This is a genomic window from Nocardia ninae NBRC 108245, from assembly GCF_007990755.1.
Taxonomy (GTDB): domain Bacteria; phylum Actinomycetota; class Actinomycetes; order Mycobacteriales; family Mycobacteriaceae; genus Nocardia; species Nocardia ninae.
This window is the reverse complement of record NZ_BJXA01000038.1, coordinates 51,674-73,503: the sequence shown is the minus strand read 5'-3', so window position 1 is coordinate 73,503 and position 21,830 is coordinate 51,674. Positions and strand designations below refer to the sequence as shown.

Genomic DNA, 21,830 nt, shown 5'->3' with positions numbered 1-21,830 from the left:
TACTTCGGACCTCACACCGCCACGAGATGTTTGTGAGGTCGCACAGGACTACCCTCCTGGTTGTCCGCGTCGGTGAACGTCTAGCGTTGAGACAAGTGCATCGTGCGCCGACCGCGACGATGCCTACGGTTCTAGCCTGAGAGGGATCCTTCCGTGCCCGCTGAGAACATCATCAACGTCGACGAAGACGCCAAGCCGGTGCTTACCTACCCCGGCGGGGAGTTCCCGATGACGGTCGCCAAGGCCGCCGAAGGCAACGACGGAATCGAGCTGGGAAAGCTGCTGGCCAGCACGGGTTACGTCACCTACGACCCGGGCTTCATGAACACCGCCCCGACCAAGTCGGCGATCACCTACATCGACGGTGAGGCAGGCATCCTGCGCTACCGCGGTTACCCGATCGACCAGCTCGCGGGCTCCTCCACCTTCATCGAGGTCAGCTACCTGCTGATCTACGGCGAGCTGCCCTCGCAGGCCCAGCTGGAAGACTTCACCGACCGGATCCGCAGGCACACCCTGCTGCACGAGGACCTCAAGCGCTTCTTCGACGGCTTCCCGCGCAACGCGCACCCGATGCCGGTGCTCTCCTCCGCGGTGAACGCGCTGTCGGCCTACTACCAGGACTCGCTGGACCCGCGCGACCCCGAACAGGTCGAGCTGTCCACCATCCGGTTGCTGGCCAAGCTGCCTACCATCGCGGCCTACTCGTACAAGAAGTCGGTCGGCCAGCCGTTCCTCTACCCGGACAACTCGCTGAGCCTGGTGGAGAACTTCCTGCGGATGACCTTCGGCTTCCCGGCCGAGCCGTACGAGGTCGACCCCGAGGTCGCCGCGGCGCTGGACATGCTGCTCATTCTGCACGCCGACCACGAGCAGAACTGCTCCACCTCGACGGTCCGGCTCGTCGGCTCCTCCGACGCCAACCTGTTCACCTCGGTGTCCGGCGGCATCAACGCACTGTGGGGCCCGCTGCACGGCGGCGCCAACCAGGCGGTGCTGGAGATGCTCGACGGCATCAAGTCCGACGGCGGCGACGTCAAGGAATTCATCCGCAAGGTCAAGAACAAGGAAGACGGCGTGAAGCTCATGGGCTTCGGGCACCGCGTCTACCGCAACTACGACCCGCGCGCCGCCATCGCCAAGAAGCACGCCGACGCGATCCTCAACAAGCTCGGCAACGACGAGCTGTTCGAGATCGCCCAGGCGCTGGAAGAGGCCGCGCTCACCGACGACTACTTCGTCGAGCGGCGCCTGTACCCGAACGTCGACTTCTACACCGGCGTCATCTACAAGGCCATGGGCTTCCCCACCCGTATGTTCACCGTGCTGTTCGCGATGGGCCGACTGCCGGGCTGGATCGCGCACTGGCGCGAAATGCACAGCGAGCCACTGAAGATCGGCCGCCCGCGGCAGATCTACACCGGCTACGGCGCCCGCGACTACCGCGAGATCACCAACCGTTAGTTCCACCGTCACCACCATCACCCACCGAAGGGGAAATGCCGAATGACCAAGCCGGAGATCGAGTTCCAGGGTGGGCCCGCGCCCGCCGAGCTGGTGATCAAGGACATCATCGAGGGCGAAGGCAAAGAAGCCGTGCCCGGCGGCAACGTCGAGGTGCACTACGTCGGCGTTGAGTTCGACACCGGCGAAGAATTCGACTCCTCCTGGAACCGCGGCGAATCCATCAACTTCCCGCTGCGCGGCCTGATCCAGGGCTGGCAGGACGGCATCCCCGGCATGAAGGTCGGCGGCCGTCGCCAGCTCACCATCCCGCCGGAGCTGGCCTACGGCCCGACCGGTGCGGGACACCCGCTGGCAGGCAAGACGCTGGTCTTCATCATCGACCTGCTGGACGCGAGCTAACCCGAAACGCGTACCGCGGCCCGTGTTCCACTCGGTGGAGCGCGGGCCGCTGTCGTGCTACTCGCGGACGATCTCGACCGGGTCGGTGAGGGCCAGGGCAAGCGCGGACTGCTGGGCTGAGCTGCGCTGGGGGAGGGTAGCTACCGCCTTGTCGGTCTGGGTGCTCAGGTTGTTGACGATGGTCTGCAGCTGGGTGACGCCGCCGGTGAGTTGGCTGATGGCGCTGACCAATTGGGCACCGCCCTCGTCGGCGAGCTTGGGCAGGCCCTCGGCCAGCTTCGCTCCCTCGTTCAATTGCGCACTGGCACTGGTCAATCGGTCGACCACGGTGCGAAGCAGCGTGCCGAGGTCGGTGTTCGGGTCGACCGCGCCGCCGACCAGCGAGCCGAGGCCGGTGAGCTGGGAGCCGGCCTGACCCGAAATGCCCTGGAGCGCTTCGAGTTTCTTGATGATGTCGGCCAGCGCCGGATCATTGGCGAAGGGCAGGGCGCGCAGCAGCGGGAGGATCTGGTCCAGGCCGGAGTTCACCGTGTTCGCCGTCTGCTCCACCTGGGCGATGGTGATGCCGGTCGAATCCAGCGCGGAGGCAAGCTCGTTCGCCTGCTTGGCGGCGCCGTCGACGGTCGAGTTCAGCAGCGCGATGGCCGAAGTCAGCTGTGCGGAGCCCTCTTTGGCGAAACTCAGGAAGCCGAGCAGCTGGTCGGCCCCCGCGCTGAACTGCTCGGTGCCCGAAGCGGCCGTGTTCACTCCGGCTTTGAGCAACTGTGCAGTGAACTGCACCTGCGACATCTGACTGCGGGCCTGCCCGACCGCGGCGAGCGCTGCGTCGACTCCCGCCGCGCCGACCCGGTGCGTCACCTCGGACACCGCGCCGTTCACCAGGTCGGTGTCCGCATCCTTGTGGGTGGCGACGGTGACCTTGGCCCGGCGCGGCTGGGTACCGGCCAGGGTGCCCATGGATTCGGTGAGGTCGGCGGGCAGGGTGATCACCGCGGCATAGTCGTCGGTGCTCGCCTCACCCGGCTTTGCGGCGGTCCATTCGTATCCGCCCGCTTCCGTCAGCGCCTTGACGACCCGCGCGCCCGTTGGCCCGCTATCGGCGTTCACCAGGGCGATGCCGGTGGGGCCGTCGTCCGATCGGCTGCACGCGGTGAGGCCGGCACCGAGCGCGCCAGCGCTGACGAGAGCAACGGCGAGAAGAGCCCAGCGGGCGCGTTTTCCGATCACAGCCAGACGATAGAGCGGTCCCTTAACTCAACCGCTGGCGTTTCTATGAGAGTTCGCTAAGGAGCGCCCCGCACGAATCCGCCAGCGATTCGCGCGGGTCGAGAGTTCTGCGTGGCGGTTAGACGATGGTTGGGTCGGGCAGGTCGAGGACGAGGCGGATGCCGCCGAGCGTTCCGTCGTCGAAATAGGCGCGGCCACCGTGCAATTGGGCTTGCTGGGCGACCAAGGCCAGGCCGAGCCCGGAGCCGCCCTTGCTCGCCTGACTACCGCGGAAGAACCGATCGAACACGGCCTGCCGCTCGTGCACCGGGATGCCGCGACCGTTGTCGTCGATGCTGATCACGATGTGCCCGTTCGGCGCTCGGTGCGCGGACACCAGCGCCTCGGTGGCCCGCCCGTGTTTGACCGAGTTGGCCAGCGCGTTGTCCACCGCGAGCCGTAAACCCGCGGGCAGCCCACGGGTGACGAGCTCGGTGTCGCTGTCGATGCGGACCTTCAAGCCGGGAAAGTGCCGCATGGCGTCGTGCGCGGCCTGGTCGCACAGGTCGCCGACATCGGTGGCGACGTGGTCGCGTTCGTTGGTGAGGTCGCCGGTGGCGAGACGCTCCAGCGCGGCCAGCGTGGTCTCCACCCGGCCCTGACTGCGTTGCAGGTCGGCGAGGATCTCGGTGCGCTGTGCCTCGTCCAGGTCCAGGGTGCGCAACACCTCGAGGTCGGTGCGCATGGCGGTGAGCGGCGTGCGCAACTCGTGCGCGGAGACGGCGGCGAAATCGCGCGCGGTCTCCAATGCCGCCGCGGTAGCGGACTGTGCCTGATCCACCCGTTGCAGCATCGTATTCACCGCGTCCGCCAGCTTTTCCGCCTCCCGCACGCCCGACCCGTCCACCGGTGTCTGCGGATTATGCGGATCCGGCAGGCCGCTGCGGGCGCCGACCTGGCGGGTGAGCCGCACGATCGGGCGCACCGCGCGTCCGGCCAGCAGCCAGCCGAGCGCCGCCGCGGCGGCGATGGCGAACAGCGCGCCGCCGAGTACCCAGCGCTGCTGGTCGGCGGTGGCCGCGGCCGCCGAGGCGGCGGGGATGCCGATCGAAACCACCCGTCCCGCAGGCTGGTTCTCGGTCGTCGACAGGATGCGATAGGGCGTGCCACCGACCGGGACGGTGCGCGAACCCGGTGCCAGATCGGGCAATTGGGTCGGTGTGCTCGCGGTGACCGTGCCGTGGTCGCGGACCGTGACGGCCATGTCGTTGTTCAGACCCGTCAAGCTGACGAACCGGACCGCGATGACCGGTTCGATCAGCACGATGCGCGCGGCGATCGCGAGCTGCTGATCGGATTGCTGCACATTGTTGCGTTCGATCGCGTGAATACTGATCACGCTGATCACCGAGACGATCACGATGGCACCGGCCGCTGCCGCGCCCGCGACCCTGGTGCGTAGCGAAAAGGCCCGGCGCCGACGGGATTTCGGCGCGGTGACCTGCGTCATTTGGGTGCCCGCAGCACGAACCCGACGCCGCGGATCGTGTGCAGCAGCCGCGGTGCGCCATCCACCTCCAGCTTGCGCCGCAGGTAGCCGACGAAAACGTCCACCACATTGGTGTCGGCCGCGAAGTCGTAGCCCCACACCAGTTCCAGCAGCCGTTCCCGGCTCAGCACCACGCCGACATTGCGCGCCAGCGTGGAGAGCAGCTCGAATTCCCGCTTGGTGAGCTCGATTTCATCGCCGTGCAGCAGCGCGCGATACCCGGCGACATCGACTTCGAGCGGGCCGACGGTGATCGCGCCCGGCGTCGCCGGTGACTGGGTGTCGGTCCGCCTGCGCAGCAACGCCCGGATCCGGGCGACCAACTCGGCGAGCACGAACGGCTTGACCAGGTAATCGTCGGCGCCGGACTCCAGCCCGGAGATGCGATCGTCCACCGATGCGCGCGCACTGAGCACGCAGATCGGCACCTCGTTGCCCATCGCGCGCAACGCGGTGACCACCCCCGCGCCGTCGAGCACCGGCATGTTCATATCGAGCACGATCGCGTCCGGCGCGTGCTCGTTCACGCTGCGCAGCGCCTGCGCCCCGTCCCTGGCGACCAGCACATGGAACCCGGACAGCCGCAGCCCCCGCTCGACCGAGGCGAGCACGTCCTCGTCGTCATCGACGACGAGGACGGTCGGGGTTGAAGTAGGCGTCACATCTGTCATTGTGCCGTCACCGATCGGCCCAGCCGGTCAGGTAGGCCGTGCACGCCGATTAGTAGTTGTGGCAAGAATCGGCGACCGTGCGGATGGTGTCGCGCAGCTGGGCGTAGCGCGGGTCGTTCTGGGCTTCCTGGACCGCGCCCGGGTTCTGGTCGATGGCCCGCTGGAGTTCGGCGCGGCGCTGCTCGACCGGCTGATCGAACTTGCGCTGCAGCTCGGCCTTCTGCTTCGGGTTCGCGTCGAGCATGGCGGCGAGCTGCGGGGCCTTGTCGTGCAGGGCGGCGTCGACCTGGGCGAACGAACAGTCGGAAGTGAGCAGCGGACCGGCGAGCTCCATCGGGTCGGCGGAGGCGATGGCGGGGCTGAGGAACATGGCGACAGTGGCCAGCCCGCCTGCGGCGAATGCGGCGACAGCGGGACGGCCAACGGAACGCTTCATGGGTAACTCCAAATATCGAGGGGTACTAGCGCCCTCGACGCTAGGCCGCCGCACTGGCACGCGTGTGAACGCTTCCTAAGGAATCTCTGAGCAGTCGACGCTGCCGAGTCCGGGTCCACAACGGAATATCCAGCAGGACAACTGATCTCATCGGCACCCGGGTACCGGCTGAGCTGGCCTTACTCGCCGCCGGGCGCCGAGGTCACCGGTGTGGCAGCCGAGTCCGGCCCGAATTCGCTCAGCGGCGGGAGATCGCGTGCCGCGCGGATCTGTTCCTCCAGCGCCTCGAGCACCGCGGGATCCTCGATGGTGGACGGCACCTCGTACGGATCGCCGGAGGTGATCTGCCGGATCGTCTTGCGCAGGATCTTGCCGGACCTGGTCTTCGGCAGCGCGGTGACGATCACGGCGTCGTGCAGCGTGGCGATCGCGCCGATCTGGCTGCGCACCCGCTCGATCAGCTCGTCCCGCAGCTGCGCCGGGTCCACCTCGACCCCCGACTTGAGCACCACATAGGCCAGCGGCCGGTGCCCCTTGAGTTCATCGGGCAGTCCGATCACCGCGCACTCGGCGACCGCCTCGTGCCCGGAGATGGCCGCCTCGATGCTGCCGGCCGACAACCGGTGCCCGGCCATATTGATCACATCGTCGCTGCGGCCGAGCACGTAGAGGTAGCCGTCCTCGTCGAAGTACCCGGAGTCGCCGGTGAGGTAGTGGCCGGGGTAGGCGGACAGGTACGAACGCTTGTAGCGCTCGTCGTCGTGCCACAGCCCGGTCAGCGTGCCGGGCGGCAGCGGCAGCCCGATCACGATGTTGCCCTCGGTATTCGGCGGCACCGGGTTGCCCTCGGAGTCGAGCACCCGCAGGCGATACCCCGGCACCGGCACCGACGCCGAACCCGCCTTGATCGGAAGTTGTTGCAGACCGAGCGGGTTCGCGCAGATCGGCCAGCCGGTCTCGGTCTGCCACCAGTGGTCGACGACGGGGCAGTCCGTGCGGTCGGCGAGCAGGATCTCGTCGGCCCATGCATAGGTGGCCGGATCTAGTCGCTCGCCCGCGCAGAACAGTGCGCGCAGCGAGGAGAGGTCGTGGCCGTGCGCGAGCGCGGCGTCCGGGTCGGCCTTGCGGATGGCGCGCAGCGCGGTCGGCGCCGTGAACAGCACGCGAACATTGTGTTCGGCGATCACTCGCCAGTACGCGCCCGCATCCGGGGTGCCGATCGGCTTGCCTTCGTAGAGCAGCGTGGTCGCGCCGACCAGCAGCGGCGCGTAGACGATGTAGGAGTGCCCGACGACCCAGCCGACATCGGAGGCCGTCCACATCACCTGGCCGGGGCCTACGTCGTAGATATTGCGCATGGACCAGGCGAGGGCAACCGCGTGTCCGCCGTTGTCCCGCACCACGCCTTTGGGTTTCCCGGTGGTACCCGAGGTGTAGAGGATGTAGAGCGGGTCGGTCGCGGCCACCGGGACCGGCTCGGCCAGTGGCGCACCTCGGACAGCGTCGTCCCAATCGAGCCATTGCGCCGCGATGGTCTGTGACGAACTCGGCAGTGATTCGGTCGCCGCCTGCGGCGCGGGGAAGTGGATCGTCGGGAACTGCGGCCGCTGCTTCACGATCACGGTGCGCGGCGCGGTGGTCTCGGCGAGATCCAAGGCCTGCAACACAATCGGCGGGTATTCGAGCTGTTTGCCCGGTTCCAGGCCGCCGGATGCTGTGATGATCAACACTGGCTTCGCGTCGTCGATGCGCGCGGCGAGCTCCGGTGCGGCGAAGCCGCCGAACACCACCGAGTGCACCGCGCCGATCCGCGCGCAGGCCAGCATGGCGATGACGGCTTCGGGAATCATCGGCAGGTAGATGACGACGCGATCGCCCGCGACGACGCCGAGTCGGCTCATCGCGCCTGCGAACCTGGCTACCTTTTCCAGCAGCTCCGCGTAGGTGAAAACGCCTCTGGTGCCGGTCATAGCGGAGTCGTATATTAAGGCGGGCTGATTCGCTAGGCCCCCCTCCGCCGCGGCGCCACCGTGCACATGCCGGTCGAGGGCGTTGAAGGAGGTGTTGAGGCGAGCGTCGGTGAACCACCTGGCCACCGGACGAGCGGCCGGGTCCACGATCTGGGTTGGCGGTACCTCCCAATCGATCGCTTCAGCCGCCCCGGCCCAGAACTCGGCGGGGTCGACCAAGCTGGTCTGATAGACCGGTCGGTACTCGTGCCGCACGTTCAAACCCGTGACTCCCTAGCCTCGCCTCGATGCCCGCCTCGATAGATCTGGTTGATTGTGGCAGACTTCACGCGACGCCCGGGTGGGTGTTGTGACCATTGGTTTTGCCTGGAACGGGCAGGTCAAGGATCGCATGCTTACTCGGAGTCACCCAAGAAGTTATTGATCCGTTAGAATCTGATGTCACTTATTTGGGCCGTCGTAGACGCAATTTCTCGGCCAGCCGCAGTTCTCGGCCAGCTCCGCCTGTCGAGCCAGTATGCGTGTGGAGGTTCGCTGATGGCGCGTGGTTGGGGCCAGTTTGGAAAGTGAGTGGGAGATGCGTGAGGCCGCTAGGTCCGGCAGAAGGCGCTGGGCGCTCGGCAACTGGGACCTGCGCTGGAAGGTGACGGCGGTGCTGGCCGTCCCGCTGGCGGTCGCGGTAGGCCTTGGCGTGTCCAGGATTTCGTCGGAGTTCACCAACTCGGGTCGGCTCGCCGACGTCGCCGAGAACGTGGGGGCCATCCCCGCGGTCACGGCGCTGAGCGCGCAGACGGCAACGACCGTCGGTTCGCAGATGATCGCCGTCGCGCCGAACGTGTCCGTGGTGACGGATCAGAACCTCGCCGATCTCGACAAGGCGATCGCCAACGCGGAGAAGGCAGCCGACAAGCTCAGTGGTGTCGCCGGTGCCCGTGCGGCGCTGGACAGCATGCTCAACCAGGCAAAAGCCGTTCGCCAGCAAGGCAAAGCGGTGAACACCGGGTCGAGTGAGGACGCCATCGGTCTGATCGACCGGGTGCGCAACGACAGTGTGCGGATCGTCGAGACGACGGTCGGCCAGGTCAGCGACACCGCGGTGGATACGGCCAAGCTGCGCCTGGTCGATTCGCTCAACACCCGAGCCACGCTGGTCGGTGAGGTCGCGGCGTTCCCAGGCGTATTGAAGGACCCGAAGGCAGGCACACCAGGCTTCCTGACCGCGGCCAACACCGAGCGCTCGCTGCTCGGCGTGTTGTCGCACCGGTTCTCCGACGGTGACACCTCGATCGCCGATCTCCGTGCGGGCATCGATACTCGTGTGACGCTGCTGAACAGCCCGGAGGCACAGGCCGGTCGGATTCCGGTGGGCGAGCTGAAGAAGTCGCTGACCGACAGTCTCGCGGTCTACGAACTCGTGGTGACCAGGGCGACCAAGGACATCGACAGCGCGATGAACGCGCTGGTGTCCACCGCTCAGCGCGACGCGTGGACCTACACCGGCGTCGTCGTCGCGACCATCCTCGCCGCGCTGCTGCTCGCCGTGTTCGTCGCGCGCTCGATGATCGTGCCGCTGCACCGGCTGCGCCTCGCCGCCCTGCGCGTCGCCGAGAGTGACCTGCCGCACGAGGTGGCCCAGCTCCGCAACGGCGCCTCGCCGGAAGAGGTGCCGCTGGAACCGATGCCGGTGCGCAGCACCGAGGAGATCGGCCAGCTGGCCCGTGCCGTAGACGACATCCACGGCCAGGCCCTTCGCCTGGCGAGCGACCAGGCGCAGATGCGTTCTCAGGTCAACGACATGTTCGAGACGCTGGCCCGGCGGTCCAAGTCCCTGGTCGACCATCAGCTCAGCCTGATCGAGGCGATGGAGTACGACGAGAAGGACCCGCGTCTGCTGGAAAACCTGTTCCGGCTGGACCATCTCGCCGCTCGCATGCGCCGTAACGGCGACAACCTGCTCATCCTCGCCGGCACCAGGCAGCGCCGCGCAAAGTCTGCCCCGGTCGAGATCGCCGACGTGCTGCGCGCCGCGATCTCCGAGGTCGAGGACTACGAGCGGGTGAAACTGGGTGCCACACCGCGTGGTTCGCTGGTCGAGCCCGCCGCCTCCGACATGGCGCACCTGTTCGCCGAGCTGCTGGACAACGCGCTGCGCGCCTCTCCGCCGGAGACCGACGTGAAGTTCACCTTCGCGCAGGCGCACGACCAGGGCATGCTCATCGAGGTGGCCGACCGAGGCATCGGTATGCCGCCCAGTGAGATGGCCGACATCAACCGGCGGCTGGAACAGACCGCCGAGCCCGGCCCCGACACCGCCCGGCACATGGGTCTGTTCGTGGTCGGCAGGCTGGCCGAGCGGCACGGTCTCACCGTGCGGCTGCGCCCCACCTTCGACACCGCGCGTGATCCCGGCGTCACGGTGACCGTGCACGTGCCCGGCAATCTGATCGTGGCGGGCAAGCCGATCACGGCCCAGCCGGTCACCCCGTCCCCGCAGGCACCCGAGCGGCAGCGGCCGTCCGCCCCGTCCTCGATGCAGATGCGGGCGATCACCCGGACCCCCGGCGGCAACGTCATGGTCACCGTCGATCCGGGTGTCAGCGGGCCGATTCCGATCACCAACCCCAATGCGAATCCGAGCGGGCCGGTTCCGGCCGGCGGCGGCTTGCCGCAGCGGCAGCCGGGCAACACCATGGCGTCCGGCCTGCAATCGAACGCACAGCAGGCGAGCCCGACTCTGCGACCCGCACCGGGCCAGCAGTCGAGCGGACCGCAGCGCGGCAAGCTCGCGGCGGCGAACCTACCCAAGCGCAACCTCGCTCCCGGCGGTCCGCCGCCGCGGCAGCCGGGTGCCCCGGCCGAGCCGACCGTCACGGGTCTGCCGCCGCGCGACGCGAACTCGGGTGAACTGCCGAAGCGGCAGCCGGGCAACAACGGCGTGCCGCAGCCGAGCATCAGCGGCCTCGCCCAGCCGCCCAGCGGCCTGCCGCAGCGTCAGCGTGGCGAGAACGGGATGCCGCAGCGGGATCCCAACGCCGGTGGTCTGCCGCAACGCGATCCGAGTGCCGGTGGCTTGCCGCAGCGGGATCCCAGCGCGGGTGGTCTGCCGCAACGTGATCCGGGTGCCGGTGGTCTGCCGCAGCGTCAGCGTGGCGAGAACGGTCTGCCGCAGCGGGAGTCCGCGTCCGGTGGGTTGCCGCAACGCGACCCGACCGCGGGTGGCTTGCCGCAACGCGACCCCAATGCGGGTGGTCTGCCGCAACGGGAGCCGAACGCGAGCGGTCTGCCGCAGCGGGATCCGACCGCGGGTGGCTTGCCGCAGCGTGATCCCAGCGCCGGTGGTCTGCCGCAGCGTCAGCGTGGCGAGAACGGTCTACCGCAGCGGGAGTCCGCGTCCGGTGGGTTGCCGCAACGCGACCCGACCGCAGGTGGTCTGCCGCAACGCGATCCGAGTGCGGGTGGCTTGCCGCAGCGAGATTCGATGCTGCCGCAACGTGATCCGAGCGCCGGTGGGCTCCCGCAGCGGGACACCGCTTCCGGTGGTCTGCCGCAGCGTGATCCGGGTGCCAGTAGTTTGCCGCAGCGGGATTCGAGTCTGCCCCAGCGTGATCCCAACGCCGGTGGTCTGCCCCAGCGCCACGCGGCGGCGCCGAGTCTGCCGCAGCGCGACGCGACGCCGACCGGGCTGCCACAGCGGCAGCCGGGCAGCCAGGTGCCGCCGAATCTGCCGCAGCGGGAACCGGGTGACGGTCTGCCCCAGCGGGATTCCACGCCGGGACTTGGTCTTTCGCAGCGGGGACGCGGTACGCTGCCCGGCAGCGACGAGCAGCCGAAGGACACCGAAGCCGCCGGCGCCGACCCGGGTAGGCACAGCTACCGGGCCAACCCGTCCAGGACGGCGTCGTTCTTCCAGACCAGGCTCCAGCCCGCGGTCGAAACCGGCGACTCCGTCATGGGCGGAACACCGATTTTCGCGGAAATGATGTCGGCGTGGCTCTCAGACCCGAATATGGACAGGTCCCAAGTGGCCGCGTCCTTCGAGTCACCGGGTGACGAGGGTTGGCAGGCGGCTCGCCGGGCCAGCGAGGCACAATCCGAGACGAGGACGGCGGCTGGGTTGCCGCAACGCAATCCGGGCGGAAGGCTGGTCCCGGGCGCCGTCAACGGTGCGGTGGAACGGGCACCGAGCCGTGATCCAGAAACGATCAGGTCCAGCTTGAGTCGTCATCAGCAGGGCGTCCGGGATGGCCGCGCAATGAGAGCAATGAACTTAACCGGAGATAAAGGAGACCGATGAACCCCGATCTAGGTGGTACGAATCGTCAGCTGGATTGGCTGGTTTCGAACTTCGCCAACGAGGTTCCTGGCGTAGCCCATGCCGTCCTGGTCTCGGCTGACGGCCTACTCATGGCCGCGAGCGCTCAGCTGCCCGTCGACCGTGCCGAGCAGCTCTCGGCCGTCACCGCCGGACTGGCCAGCCTCTCGGTCGGTGTCTCGAACCTGTTCGAGGGCGGCACCGTGCTGCAGTCCGTCGTCGAGATGGAGCACGGCTACCTGCTACTCATGGCGGTCGGCGACGGCTCGTACCTTGCCGTGCTGACCAACACGTCGTGCGACATCGGTCAGGTCGGTTACGAGATGGCGTTGTTGGTCGAGCGGGTTGGCCAGACAGTTCAGGCCACGCCACGCGTCACGATGGGTTCCTGATGGTGGGATGGACATAGAAGATCACCGCTTGGGGAGCGCCGAGCCCAGTCTCGTCCGCCCATACTCGTTGACCGCAGGCCGAACGAGGCCCGCGGTCGAGTTGGCGTTGGAGGCTCTCGTCGCATCGCATCCGGTCGCCCTGGAGCGGCAGTTCGAACTGACCAACATCGAGACGTCAATCGTGGAGTTGTGCAGAGAATCGCCGTCCGTTGCCGAGGTAGCAGCCCGACTTGGTATCCCCATCGGGGTGGCACGCGTGCTGGTAGCCGACCTGATCGAGGCCGGGCATGTACGCGTTTCGGCGACTTTGAAAGACGATTCCAGCGACGATGAACGTCGCGAGCTGATCGAAAGGGTTCTCAGTGGACTCCGGCGTATTTGATTCGACGGCGCAGGTCGACACCCGCACCAGCAAGCCGACGTCGGCGAAGATCGTCGTCGCGGGTGGCTTCGGTGTCGGAAAGACCACGATGGTCGGTGCTGTCTCGGAGATCGTTCCGCTGCGCACCGAGGCATTGGTGACCAATGCCAGTACCGGAATCGACAACTTGACCGGCATTCCGATGAAGTCGACCACCACGGTGGCGATGGACTTCGGCCGGATCAGCCTCGCCGACGATCTGGTGCTGTACCTCTTCGGTACGCCGGGCCAGTACCGATTCTGGTTCATGTGGGACGACCTGATCCGCGGCGCCATCGGCGCCGTGGTGCTCGTCGACACCCGCAGACTGGAGGACAGCTTCGCGGCTGTCGACTACTTCGAAGCGCGCGGCCTACCATTCCTGGTGGCGCTCAACGAATTCGACGACGCGCCGCGGTATCCGATCGAGGACATCCGGCAGGCGCTCGCGGTGCCCGCGGACGTGCCGATCCTGTCCATCGACGCTCGGCGTCGCGAGCCGGCCAAGCAGGCATTGGTCGCGCTCACCGAGTACGCCCTGCGCAAGGTGATGCAGGGCTACTGACCGTTCGCGCACCGCGCGACTGCTGGTAGGTCGCTCGGAATGGCCTCCGTAGCGACTGCTTGCAGGTCGCTCGAAATGGTCAGCGTCCCGCCCGCCGGTTGCCGAGTGGATAAGCTCCCTCGGTGAAGATTTCGGCGCGCGAGCTGCTCGGACAACTGCTCGACACCGACTCGTATGTCAGCTGGGACCGGTCACCGATCACGGTGGCCGCGACCCCGCGGTACCGCGAGACGTTACGCACGGCGGCGGTCGCGGCGGGCACCGATGAATCGGTGCTCACCGGCGAGGGACTGCTGCGCGGCCGCAGAGTGGCCGTAATCGCCTGCGAGTTCGGCTTTTTGGCGGGCTCGATCGGCGTCGCCGCGGCGGAACGGATCGTCTCGGCGGTCGAGCGCGCCACCGACCTCGGGCTGCCCCTGGTCGCTTCGCCGACCTCCGGCGGCACCCGGATGCAGGAGGGCACCGTCGCCTTCGTGCAGATGGTGAAGATCGCCGGTGCCGTCGCCGCGCACAAGAGCGCGGGCCATCCCTATCTGGTCTACCTGCGCAACCCGACCATGGGCGGCGTCTTCGCGTCGTGGGGTTCGTTGGGGCACATGACTTTTGCCGAACCCGGCGCATTGATCGGCTTCCTCGGCCCGCGCGTCTACCAGGCCCTGTACGGCGAGCCCTTTCCCGAGGGCGTGCAGACCGCCGAAAACCTGTACCGCCGCGGTGTTATCGACGGTGCCGTCACGGTCCCCCTCTTTCGCCGCATCGCACACCGAGCGCTCAGCGTCTTCAGCGGCGTTCCGGTGCCGGATTCCACTGTGGGTGAACAAGATCCGATCGATGAGCGACGCACGGCCGCCGAGCCGGTCTCGGCGTGGGAATCCGTGGAGATCTCCCGACGTCCGGATCGGCCCGGCATTCGTGACTTGCTACGTCATGTGACGCAACGGGTTCCGCTCAGCGGAACCGGGCAAGGTGAGTCCGACCGAACCGTGGTGCACGCGCTGGCGCGCTTCCGCGGCCAGCCGTGCGTGGTGTTCGGCCATGACCGATCCGGGCAGCAGGACGGATACCCCATGGGACCCGCCGCGCTGCGCGAGGCACGCCGCAGCATGGCGCTTGCTGAGGAGTTGCGGCTACCGCTGGTTCTGGTCATCGACACGGTGGGTGCCGCGCTGTCGAAGGAGGCCGAGGAACGCGGATTGGCCCCCGAAATCGCCCGCTGCATCGCGGATTTGGTGACATTGAACACGCCGACCATCTCGGTGCTGCTCGGTCAGGGTACCGGCGGCGGCGCGCTGGCCCTATTGCCCGCCGACCGCGTCCTGGCCGCCACCCACGCCTGGCTGGCCCCGCTGCCGCCAGAAGGCGCGAGCGCCATCGTCTACCGCGACACCGAGCACGCCGCTGAACTCGCGCAGTCCCAACGCATCCGCGCCGCCGAGCTACTGGCCGACGGTGTCGTCGACCGCATCGTCCCCGAATTTCCCGACGCCGCCGACGAATCGGTCGACTTCGCCCGCCGCATGGTCGCCGCCGTCGCCGGCGAGCTCGCCCGGCTGCGCAACAAACCCGCCGCCGAACTTCGCGCGCTCCGCAAGCAGCGTTACCGCAGGCTCGGCCTGCCGGGCACAGTCGACCACCAGGCGGACGGCTAGATCCGCGCCGGCAGCGGCCATCGAGTCATCACCATCACTGTCGGACGGCAAGAAAGCGCAGGTCGAGCGGTAAACCGGGGGCCAACACGCCACGGGGCAGCGTTGACGGCTCGCCGCCACACTTCTACCGTCGCAGGGTGACCTTCAGAAGCGAGACCTCCGCCGTCCCCTCGATCGTCCTCAACGACGGGAACGTGATCCCGCAACTCGGCTTCGGTGTGTTCCAGGTGCCCGAGGAGGATGTGACCTCGGTTGTCACCACCGCGCTGGAGGTCGGCTACCGCAGTATCGACACCGCGGCGGTCTACGGCAACGAAGAGGGGACCGGTCGCGCGATCCGCGATTTCGGGCTGCCGCGCGACGAAATCTACGTCACCACCAAGGTCTGGAACTCCGAGCAGGGCTTCGACTCCACGCTGCGCGCGTTCGACGCCAGCATGCAGCGGCTGGGCCTGGACTACCTCGACCTGTACCTGATCCACTGGCCGGTGCCCAAGGCCGACCGCTACGTGGACACCTTCCGCGCGTTGCAGGCGCTCAAGTCCCAGGGCCGGGTCAAGTCGATCGGCGTCTCCAACTTCAACCCCGCGCACCTGGAAAGGGTCATCGGCGAGACCGGTGAGATTCCCGCGGTGAACCAGATCGAGCTACATCCGCGGCTCGCGCAGCGCGAGCTACGCGAGTTCCACGCCGGTCATGCGATCGCCACCGAGGCGTGGAGCCCGCTCGGCCAGGGCACCCTGCTCGACGATCAGACCATCACCTCGGTCGCCGCCGCTGTCGGCCGCACGCCGGCCCAGGTGATCATCCGCTGGCACCTGCAGCTCGGCAATATCGTCATCCCGAAGTCGGTCACCCCGTCCCGGATCGCGGAGAACTTCGACGTGTTCAGCTTCGAACTGTCCCGCGATCAGATGGACGCGATCAACGCGCTGGACACCGGCTCCCGCACCGGCGGCGACCCGGAGACGTTCGCCGCGGGCCTGGACGACTGAGGGTTACTGCGCGTTCAGATATCGGGTGAGCTCCGTGGCCGCCGCGCGCCCAGCGCGATTCGCGCCGATCGTGCTCGCGGACGGTCCGTAACCGATCAGGTGGATCCGCGGATCCGCCGCCACTTGGGTGGCGAGTCGCCCGGTCATGGTGATGCCGCCGCCGGGCCCGCGTAGTCGCAGCGGCGCCAAATGATCCAGTGCGCTGCGGAATCCGGTGGCCCACAGGATCACCTGCGCGGGCTGGAACGAGCCGTCGGCCCAGCGCACCCCGTCCGGTTCGATGTGGTCGAACATCGGCAGCCGGCGCAGCGCGCCGCGTTCCCTGGCGGCTCGCAGGCGATCGTCGAGCCGCAATCCGGTCACCGAGACCACCGACCCGGGCGGCAAACCCCGGCGCACCCGGTCTTCCACCTGGGCCACCGCCGCGCGTCCGTCCTCGGGTCCGAAGGAGTCGTCGCGGAAGATCGGTTCGGTTCTCGTCACCCAGGTGGTCGAGGTGACCTGGGAGATCTCGTCGAGCAACTGCACCGCCGAGACACCGCCGCCGACCACCACCACATGCTTGCCCGCGAACTCCGCGGCGGTGCGGTAGTCGTGGGTGTGCAGCTGCCGTCCGGCGAAGGTCTCCGCGCCGCGATAGCGGGGGATGAAGGGGTGTTCCCAGGTGCCGGTGCCGTTGATCAGGCCGCGCACCCGGATCGTGCCCGCCGAATCGGTCTCGGCGTTGAGGATCGGCCCGTGTTCGGCGGGGCTACCGTCCTCGGTCCGGTCGCAGACCACGGTGACCGACACCTGTCTGCGCACCCGCAGCTCGAAGCGCTTCTCGTAGAGCTCGTAGTAGTGCGGCACCGCGGTGGCCGCAGGCGCCGATTCCGAGCCCGGCGGCAATGTTTCCGCGAACGACATGCCCGGGAGGTCGTGCACCCGATTGACCGTGGTCAGGGTGAGCGAGGGCCAGCGGAACTGCCAGGCCCCGCCGGGGCCGGGTGCATGGTCCACGATGAGAAAGTCCTGTTCGGGGCGCAGCCCGAGGCGCTGGAGGTGATAACCGGCCGACAGTCCGGCCTGACCAGCGCCGATCACCAGGATTTCGAAGTCTGTCGGCACAGCCGGAGATCGTATCCGCTTGAGCGGTCCGCGCCGTCGGCTGTGGCAAAGTGAATGTAACCAGACGGAGCGCTCAGTTGGGGAGGTCGCATGCTCGGAGTTAGCCGAGACGGTGACGTAGTGACCATCGAACTTCAGCGGGAGGAGCGGCGCAACGCGCTCAACCTCGAGCTCATCACGCTGCTGCGCGAAGCCGTCATCGCCGCCGTCGCGGACGGCGCACGGGTGATCGTGGTAACCGGCCGCGGCCCCATCTTCTGTGCGGGCGCGGATCTGTCCGGGGTCTACTCCGAGGAGTTCCTGGCCGGCCTGATGGAGATGCTGCACACCGTCGAGTCGGTGCCGGTGCCGGTGATCTCGGCGATCAACGGCGGTGCGCTCGGCGCGGGCGTGCAGCTGGCCATCGCCTCGGATCTGCGGGTGATCGGGCCGGACGCCTACATCGCGATTCCCGCTGCCAAGCTCGGCATCTCGGTCGACCGGTGGACGATGCGCAGGCTGGTCTCGCTGATCGGCGGCGGCCCGGCCAGGACCATCCTGATCGGCGCGGAGCAGGTGACGGCGGCCGACGCCTACACCTTCGGCTTCGCCAACCGGCTCGGCACGCTGGCCGACGCACAGGCCTGGGCCAAGCAGATCGCCGAGCTCGCCCCGCTGTCGCTGCGGCACATGAAGCTGGTGCTCAACGACGACGGCACCCGCGAGCCGGAGACCGCGCAGCAGCGCGACGCGCTCGAGGCGGCGTGGTCCAGCGCCGACGCGCAGGAGGGCAGGCTGGCCAGACAAGAGAAGCGCGCCGCGAAATTCGTGGGGCGATGATGAACATTCGAAGCATCGCCGGTGCCGCGGCGGGCGCGCTCGGCCTCACCTGGGTGGTCCGGGCGGCGTGGGGCATCCCGTCCGCGATGGGTGCCTCGATCTCGGCCATCCAGCCGTACGCGGCGGGCGCGACCACCTACCGCGACCGCCAGTTCCACAACACCGAGCCGAGCAGTCAGCTGGCCGCGGGATCGGCGCCGTCGCTGCTGGTTTCGGCGTTCACCAAGCGCAATGTGGGCCGTCCGACGGGGGTGATCCCGCTGCAGACGCCGCAGCTGCCGGAGTCGGCCGCCGACCTGGCCGTCACCTGGTACGGCCACGCCACCGCGCTCATCGAGATCGACGGCTACCGGGTGCTCACCGATCCGGTGTGGAGCGAACGGGTTTCGCCGTCCGCGCTGGTCGGGCCGACCCGGATGCATCCGGTGCCGACGCCGCTGGCGGAGCTGCCCGCGGTCGACGCGGTGCTCATCTCGCACGACCACTACGACCATCTGGACAAGGACACCGTCCGCGAGCTCGTGCTGCGCCAGACCGCGCCGTTCCTGGTGCCGATCGGCATCGGCGCACACCTGCGGCACTGGGGTGTGCCGGAGCACCGGATCATCGAATTGGATTGGGGCGGTTCGGTTTCGCTGTCCGCGCTGGGCCGGGCCCACGAGGGCTCCGATCTGGTGCTCACCTGTACCGAGGCGCGGCACTTCTCCGGTCGCGGACTGATCCGCAACACCACCCTGTGGGCGTCCTGGTCGATCGTCGGGCCGACCAAGCGGGCGTACTTCGGCGGCGACACCGGCTACACCAAAGCGTTCGCGGAAGCCGGTGCGGCCCTTGGCCCGTTCGATCTGACGCTGCTGCCGATCGGCGCCTACGACGAGCGGTGGCGCGACGTACACATGAATCCGGAGGAGGCGGTGCGCGCACACGCCGACCTGTGCGCGGGCGACGCAGGACATGGCCTGCTGGTGCCGATCCACTGGGCCACCTTCAATCTGGCCTTCCACGGGTGGTCCGAGCCGGTGCGGCGGATGGTGACGGCGGCCGAGGCGGCCGGCACGGCGATCGCGATTCCGATGCCCGGCCAGCGGGTCGACCCCGGTGGTGTACCACTGCGGGATTCATGGTGGGAAGATGTGGGTTGACATCCTGCTAGTGGGCTAGAGGAAGGATCGGAAAGCTATGAGCTTCGCAGATACTTTGAAGGGCCTCGTCGGCAAGGGCAAGGACGCGGCGGCCAAGAACGCGGACAAGATCAACGACGCCATCGACAAGGGCGGCGACTTCATCGACCAGAAGACCCAGGGCAAGTACTCGGACAAGATCGCGAAGGGCAAGGAGGCCGCCAAGAAGGTGGTTCCGCCGGAGGATCAGCCGGGTGCGCCGGGTCAGCCGGGCGGTGCGGGCGCGCCGGGCACCACCCCGGATCAGCCCGGCACCCCGGATCAGCCGGGCACACAGGTCTGACGAGCGGCGGGGGCCCGCTTTTTGTCGGTCCCCGCCTCTAAAATCGTTGTCATGGCGTCCCGCCGGCGGTTCGGGAATATCGAGGTTGAACTCAGCAACCTCGACAAAGTGCTGTATCCGGCCACCGGCACCACCAAAGGCGAAGTCATCGCCTACTATTCGGCGATCGCGCCCGCGATGCTGCCGCATATCGCCGGTCGCCCGGTCACCAGGAAGCGCTGGCCCAACGGGGTCGATGAGCCTTCCTTCTTCGAGAAGAACCTCCCCGCGCACGCCCCGTCGTGGATCGAACGGCACACCATCCAGCATTCCGACCGCAAGGTCACCTATCCGCTGATCGACTCCGAAGCGGGGCTGGCCTGGCTCGGGCAGCAGGCGGCGCTGGAATTGCATGTGCAGCAATGGCGTTTCGACGGCGACTCGGTCGGGCCGGCCACCCGCATCGTCTTCGATCTCGATCCGGGTCCCGACATGCAGCTGGCGGATTGCGCTCGGGTGGCGCTCGCGGTGCGCGACATGATCGAGGACATCGGCCTGCGCGCGTTCCCGGTCACCAGTGGTAGCAAGGGAATTCACATCTACGTCCCACTGGATCGCGAGGTGAGTTCGAGCGGCGCGTCCACGGTGGCCAAACAGGTGGCCACGAATCTCGAACGGCTGCACCCGGATCTGGTCACCGCGACGATGGCGAAGGCGGCCCGCGGCGGCAAGATCTTCCTCGACTGGAGCCAGAACAACGCCGCCAAGACCACGATCGCGCCCTACTCCATGCGCGGTCGCGCGGAGCCCACCGCGGCGGCCCCGCGCACCTGGAAGGAGATCGAGAACCGGAAGAAGCTGCGGCACTTGCGCTTCGACGAGGTCCTCGCCCGCTGGCAGGCCGATGGTGACCTGCTTGCCGAGCTCGATCCGCCACTGCCGCAGGGCAATACCGCGTCGCCGGAGTCCGGTGCCGACGCGCTGGCCAAGTACCGGTCGATGCGCGACCCGGCGCGGACACCCGAGCCGGTGCCCGCCGAGCGGCCGGAACCGGGCGAGAACAATCGCTACGTCGTGCAGGAACATCATGCGCGGCGGCTGCATTGGGATGTGCGGCTCGAACGCGGCGGCGTGCTGGTGTCCTGGGCGGTGCCGAAGGGCCCGCCGACCACCTCGGATCAGAACCGGCTTGCCGTGCACACCGAGGACCATCCGCTGGAGTACCTGGACTTCCACGGCGCCATCCCGAAGGGGCAGTACGGCGCAGGCGAGATGACGATCTGGGATTCCGGCACCTACGACACCGAGAAGTGGCGCGACGACGAGGTGATCGTCCGATTCCACGGTGAGCGGCTCAACGGGCGCTACGCGCTGATCCAGACCAACGGCAACCAGTGGCTGATGCATCTGATGCGCGAGCAGCATCCCGATGGTGCTGATCCGAGCGACAGGGCCGCGAGCGGCCTCGGCGAAGAGCCCGCCAAGCCGGCAGGCCGCATCATCCGGGTGTCGAGCGGGCCGTCGCCCTTCCCCAGGGGGCTGGCGCCGATGCTCGCGACCCCCGGTGACGTCGCCGATCTCATCGCCGACGAGTGGTGCTTCGAGACCAAGTGGGACGGCTTCCGGCTGATCGCTGAAATCGATTCCGGCACAGTCACGTTGCGCAGTCGGCACGGCATCGTGGTGAACAACCGCTACCCGGGGATGGCGGTGCTCGGCGACGAGCTGTCCGGGCACAGTGTGGTCCTGGACGGCGAGGCGGTGGTCTTCGACGACCACGGGGTGGCGAATCTCGGTCTGCTCCAAGCGGATGCGGCGCGGGCCGTGTTCGTCGGCTTCGACGTGCTGTATCTGGACGGCACTTCGCTTGTCCGCAAACGGTATTCGGATCGGCGCCGGGTGCTGGAGGCGCTCGCCGGTACCGCGCCCTCGCTGCTGGTGCCGCCGCGACTGGACGGCTCCGGGGCCGACGCGGTGCGCTACAGCCAGGACCAGGGCATGGAGGGCGTGGTCGCCAAGCGTAAGGATTCGGTGTACCTGCCCGGCAAGCGCGGCCACTCCTGGGTGAAGCAGCGCAATTGGCGCACCCAGGAGGTGGTCATCGGCGGCTGGCGGCGCAGCGATGCGCGGGACTTCAAGTCGCTGCTCGTCGGCATCCCGTACGAGGGCAGGCTGATCTACGTCGGCCGGGTCGGCACCGGATTCAACGACACCGACATGCGGGAGCTGGCCAAACGCCTGAGCCCGTCGGAGCGGAAGACCAGCCCGTTCGACAACGACCTGACCGCCGAGGAGCGCAAGGAAGCGGTCTGGGTGACCCCGAAAATCCATGGCACGGTGCGCTTCATGAACTGGACCGAGACCGGCCGCCTGTGGCATCCGGCGTGGCTGGGCGCCACGGACTGAGGTGTACCGGCGCGTACTCCCGTTCGGCCGCGCCCATTACAGTG

At 68.1% G+C, this 21,830-nt stretch carries 18 protein-coding genes; 12 read left to right on the top strand and 6 right to left on the bottom strand.

Going from position 1 to position 21,830, the window contains the following annotated elements:
* Positions 1–153 precede the first annotated feature (153 nt).
* Together NN4_RS25160 and NN4_RS25155 are read left to right on the top strand one after the other, a co-directional pair.
* Positions 154–1,464 (top strand): citrate synthase, encoded by a 1,311-nt coding sequence (locus NN4_RS25160; protein WP_135234698.1) that lies wholly within the window; start codon positions 154–156, stop codon positions 1,462–1,464.
* 42 nt (positions 1,465–1,506) lie between these two features.
* Positions 1,507–1,866: an FKBP-type peptidyl-prolyl cis-trans isomerase gene (locus tag NN4_RS25155; protein WP_107654055.1), complete on the top strand. Its 360-nt coding sequence runs from the start codon at positions 1,507–1,509 to the stop codon at positions 1,864–1,866.
* 57 nt (positions 1,867–1,923) lie between these two features.
* Here NN4_RS25155 and NN4_RS25150 read toward each other — a convergent pair whose 3' ends face one another.
* The 5 genes from NN4_RS25150 to NN4_RS25130 all read right to left on the bottom strand — a co-directional run bounded on the left by NN4_RS25150 (position 1,924) and on the right by NN4_RS25130 (position 7,959).
* Entirely contained in the window at positions 1,924–3,093 is a 1,170-nt protein-coding gene (locus tag NN4_RS25150) for a YhgE/Pip domain-containing protein (RefSeq protein WP_147136125.1), read from the bottom strand.
* A gap of 118 nt (positions 3,094–3,211) precedes the next feature.
* Positions 3,212–4,582: a sensor histidine kinase gene (locus NN4_RS25145; protein WP_147136122.1), complete on the bottom strand. Its 1,371-nt coding sequence runs from the start codon at positions 4,580–4,582 to the stop codon at positions 3,212–3,214.
* Entirely contained in the window at positions 4,579–5,292 is a 714-nt protein-coding gene (locus NN4_RS25140) for a response regulator transcription factor (protein ID WP_147136119.1), read from the bottom strand. The genes NN4_RS25145 and NN4_RS25140 overlap by 4 nt, the downstream gene beginning before the upstream one ends.
* A 49-nt stretch (positions 5,293–5,341) precedes the next feature.
* Positions 5,342–5,728: a hemophore-related protein gene (locus NN4_RS25135; protein WP_107654059.1), complete on the bottom strand. Its 387-nt coding sequence runs from the start codon at positions 5,726–5,728 to the stop codon at positions 5,342–5,344.
* Between the two features lie 179 nt (positions 5,729–5,907).
* The gene (locus NN4_RS25130) at positions 5,908–7,959 is read right to left on the bottom strand and encodes an AMP-binding protein (RefSeq protein ID WP_246181070.1); all 2,052 of its coding nucleotides are present in this window, start codon (positions 7,957–7,959) and stop codon (positions 5,908–5,910) included.
* 316 nt (positions 7,960–8,275) lie between these two features.
* Between NN4_RS25130 and NN4_RS25125 the strand changes: the two genes are divergently transcribed.
* The 6 genes from NN4_RS25125 to NN4_RS25100 all read left to right on the top strand — a co-directional run bounded on the left by NN4_RS25125 (position 8,276) and on the right by NN4_RS25100 (position 16,011).
* Entirely contained in the window at positions 8,276–11,992 is a 3,717-nt protein-coding gene (locus tag NN4_RS25125) for a sensor histidine kinase (RefSeq protein WP_186818625.1), read from the top strand.
* Entirely contained in the window at positions 11,989–12,402 is a 414-nt protein-coding gene (locus tag NN4_RS25120; protein ID WP_011207200.1) for a roadblock/LC7 domain-containing protein, read from the top strand. Before NN4_RS25125 ends, NN4_RS25120 begins: the two co-directional genes overlap by 4 nt.
* Positions 12,403–12,409: 7 nt before the next feature.
* Positions 12,410–12,784: a DUF742 domain-containing protein gene (locus tag NN4_RS25115; protein WP_040731099.1), complete on the top strand. Its 375-nt coding sequence runs from the start codon at positions 12,410–12,412 to the stop codon at positions 12,782–12,784.
* Positions 12,765–13,367 (top strand): GTP-binding protein, encoded by a 603-nt coding sequence (locus NN4_RS25110; protein WP_014981574.1) that lies wholly within the window; start codon positions 12,765–12,767, stop codon positions 13,365–13,367. Before NN4_RS25115 ends, NN4_RS25110 begins: the two co-directional genes overlap by 20 nt.
* A 122-nt stretch (positions 13,368–13,489) precedes the next feature.
* Positions 13,490–15,016 (top strand): acetyl-coenzyme A carboxylase carboxyl transferase subunits beta/alpha, encoded by a 1,527-nt coding sequence (locus NN4_RS25105; RefSeq protein WP_147136116.1) that lies wholly within the window; start codon positions 13,490–13,492, stop codon positions 15,014–15,016.
* Positions 15,017–15,153: 137 nt separating this feature from the next.
* Positions 15,154–16,011 (top strand): aldo/keto reductase, encoded by an 858-nt coding sequence (locus NN4_RS25100; RefSeq protein WP_147136113.1) that lies wholly within the window; start codon positions 15,154–15,156, stop codon positions 16,009–16,011.
* Positions 16,012–16,014: 3 nt separating this feature from the next.
* On the opposite strand, the gene NN4_RS25095 is transcribed toward NN4_RS25100, so the two are convergent.
* A complete protein-coding gene (locus tag NN4_RS25095; RefSeq protein WP_147136110.1) occupies positions 16,015–17,118 on the bottom strand; it encodes an NAD(P)-binding domain-containing protein in 1,104 nt (367 codons plus the stop codon).
* Positions 17,119–17,208: 90 nt separating this feature from the next.
* On the opposite strand from NN4_RS25095, the gene NN4_RS25090 reads away from it, so the two are divergent.
* Genes NN4_RS25090 through NN4_RS25075 form a run of 4 tightly spaced genes read left to right on the top strand, consistent with a single transcriptional unit; the run spans position 17,209 to position 21,786 of the window.
* The gene (locus NN4_RS25090; RefSeq protein WP_147136106.1) at positions 17,209–17,937 is read left to right on the top strand and encodes an enoyl-CoA hydratase; all 729 of its coding nucleotides are present in this window, start codon (positions 17,209–17,211) and stop codon (positions 17,935–17,937) included.
* The gene (locus NN4_RS25085; RefSeq protein WP_147136103.1) at positions 17,937–19,079 is read left to right on the top strand and encodes an MBL fold metallo-hydrolase; all 1,143 of its coding nucleotides are present in this window, start codon (positions 17,937–17,939) and stop codon (positions 19,077–19,079) included. Before NN4_RS25090 ends, NN4_RS25085 begins: the two co-directional genes overlap by 1 nt.
* A 37-nt stretch (positions 19,080–19,116) precedes the next feature.
* Positions 19,117–19,401 (top strand): antitoxin, encoded by a 285-nt coding sequence (locus tag NN4_RS25080; protein ID WP_147136100.1) that lies wholly within the window; start codon positions 19,117–19,119, stop codon positions 19,399–19,401.
* Between the two features lie 51 nt (positions 19,402–19,452).
* Complete coding sequence (locus NN4_RS25075) at positions 19,453–21,786, top strand: ATP-dependent DNA ligase (protein WP_147136096.1); 2,334 nt, start codon at positions 19,453–19,455, stop codon at positions 21,784–21,786.
* The last annotated feature ends 44 nt before the right edge of the window (positions 21,787–21,830 follow it).

Bases quoted from the DNA above. Each gene is read 5' to 3' on its own strand.
- NN4_RS25140 (WP_147136119.1), bottom strand. From the start codon at position 5,292: ATGACAGATGTGACGCCTACTTCAACCCCGACCGTCCTCGTCGTCGAT.
- NN4_RS25135 (WP_107654059.1), bottom strand. From the start codon at position 5,728: ATGAAGCGTTCCGTTGGCCGTCCCGCTGTCGCCGCATTCGCCGCAGGC.
- NN4_RS25125 (WP_186818625.1), top strand. From the start codon at position 8,276: ATGCGTGAGGCCGCTAGGTCCGGCAGAAGGCGCTGGGCGCTCGGCAAC.
- NN4_RS25120 (WP_011207200.1), top strand. From the start codon at position 11,989: ATGAACCCCGATCTAGGTGGTACGAATCGTCAGCTGGATTGGCTGGTT.
- NN4_RS25155 (WP_107654055.1), top strand. From the start codon at position 1,507: ATGACCAAGCCGGAGATCGAGTTCCAGGGTGGGCCCGCGCCCGCCGAG.
- NN4_RS25115 (WP_040731099.1), top strand. From the start codon at position 12,410: ATGGACATAGAAGATCACCGCTTGGGGAGCGCCGAGCCCAGTCTCGTC.
- NN4_RS25085 (WP_147136103.1), top strand. From the start codon at position 17,937: ATGAACATTCGAAGCATCGCCGGTGCCGCGGCGGGCGCGCTCGGCCTC.
- NN4_RS25080 (WP_147136100.1), top strand. From the start codon at position 19,117: ATGAGCTTCGCAGATACTTTGAAGGGCCTCGTCGGCAAGGGCAAGGAC.
- NN4_RS25145 (WP_147136122.1), bottom strand. From the start codon at position 4,582: ATGACGCAGGTCACCGCGCCGAAATCCCGTCGGCGCCGGGCCTTTTCG.
- NN4_RS25090 (WP_147136106.1), top strand. From the start codon at position 17,209: ATGCTCGGAGTTAGCCGAGACGGTGACGTAGTGACCATCGAACTTCAG.
- NN4_RS25075 (WP_147136096.1), top strand. From the start codon at position 19,453: ATGGCGTCCCGCCGGCGGTTCGGGAATATCGAGGTTGAACTCAGCAAC.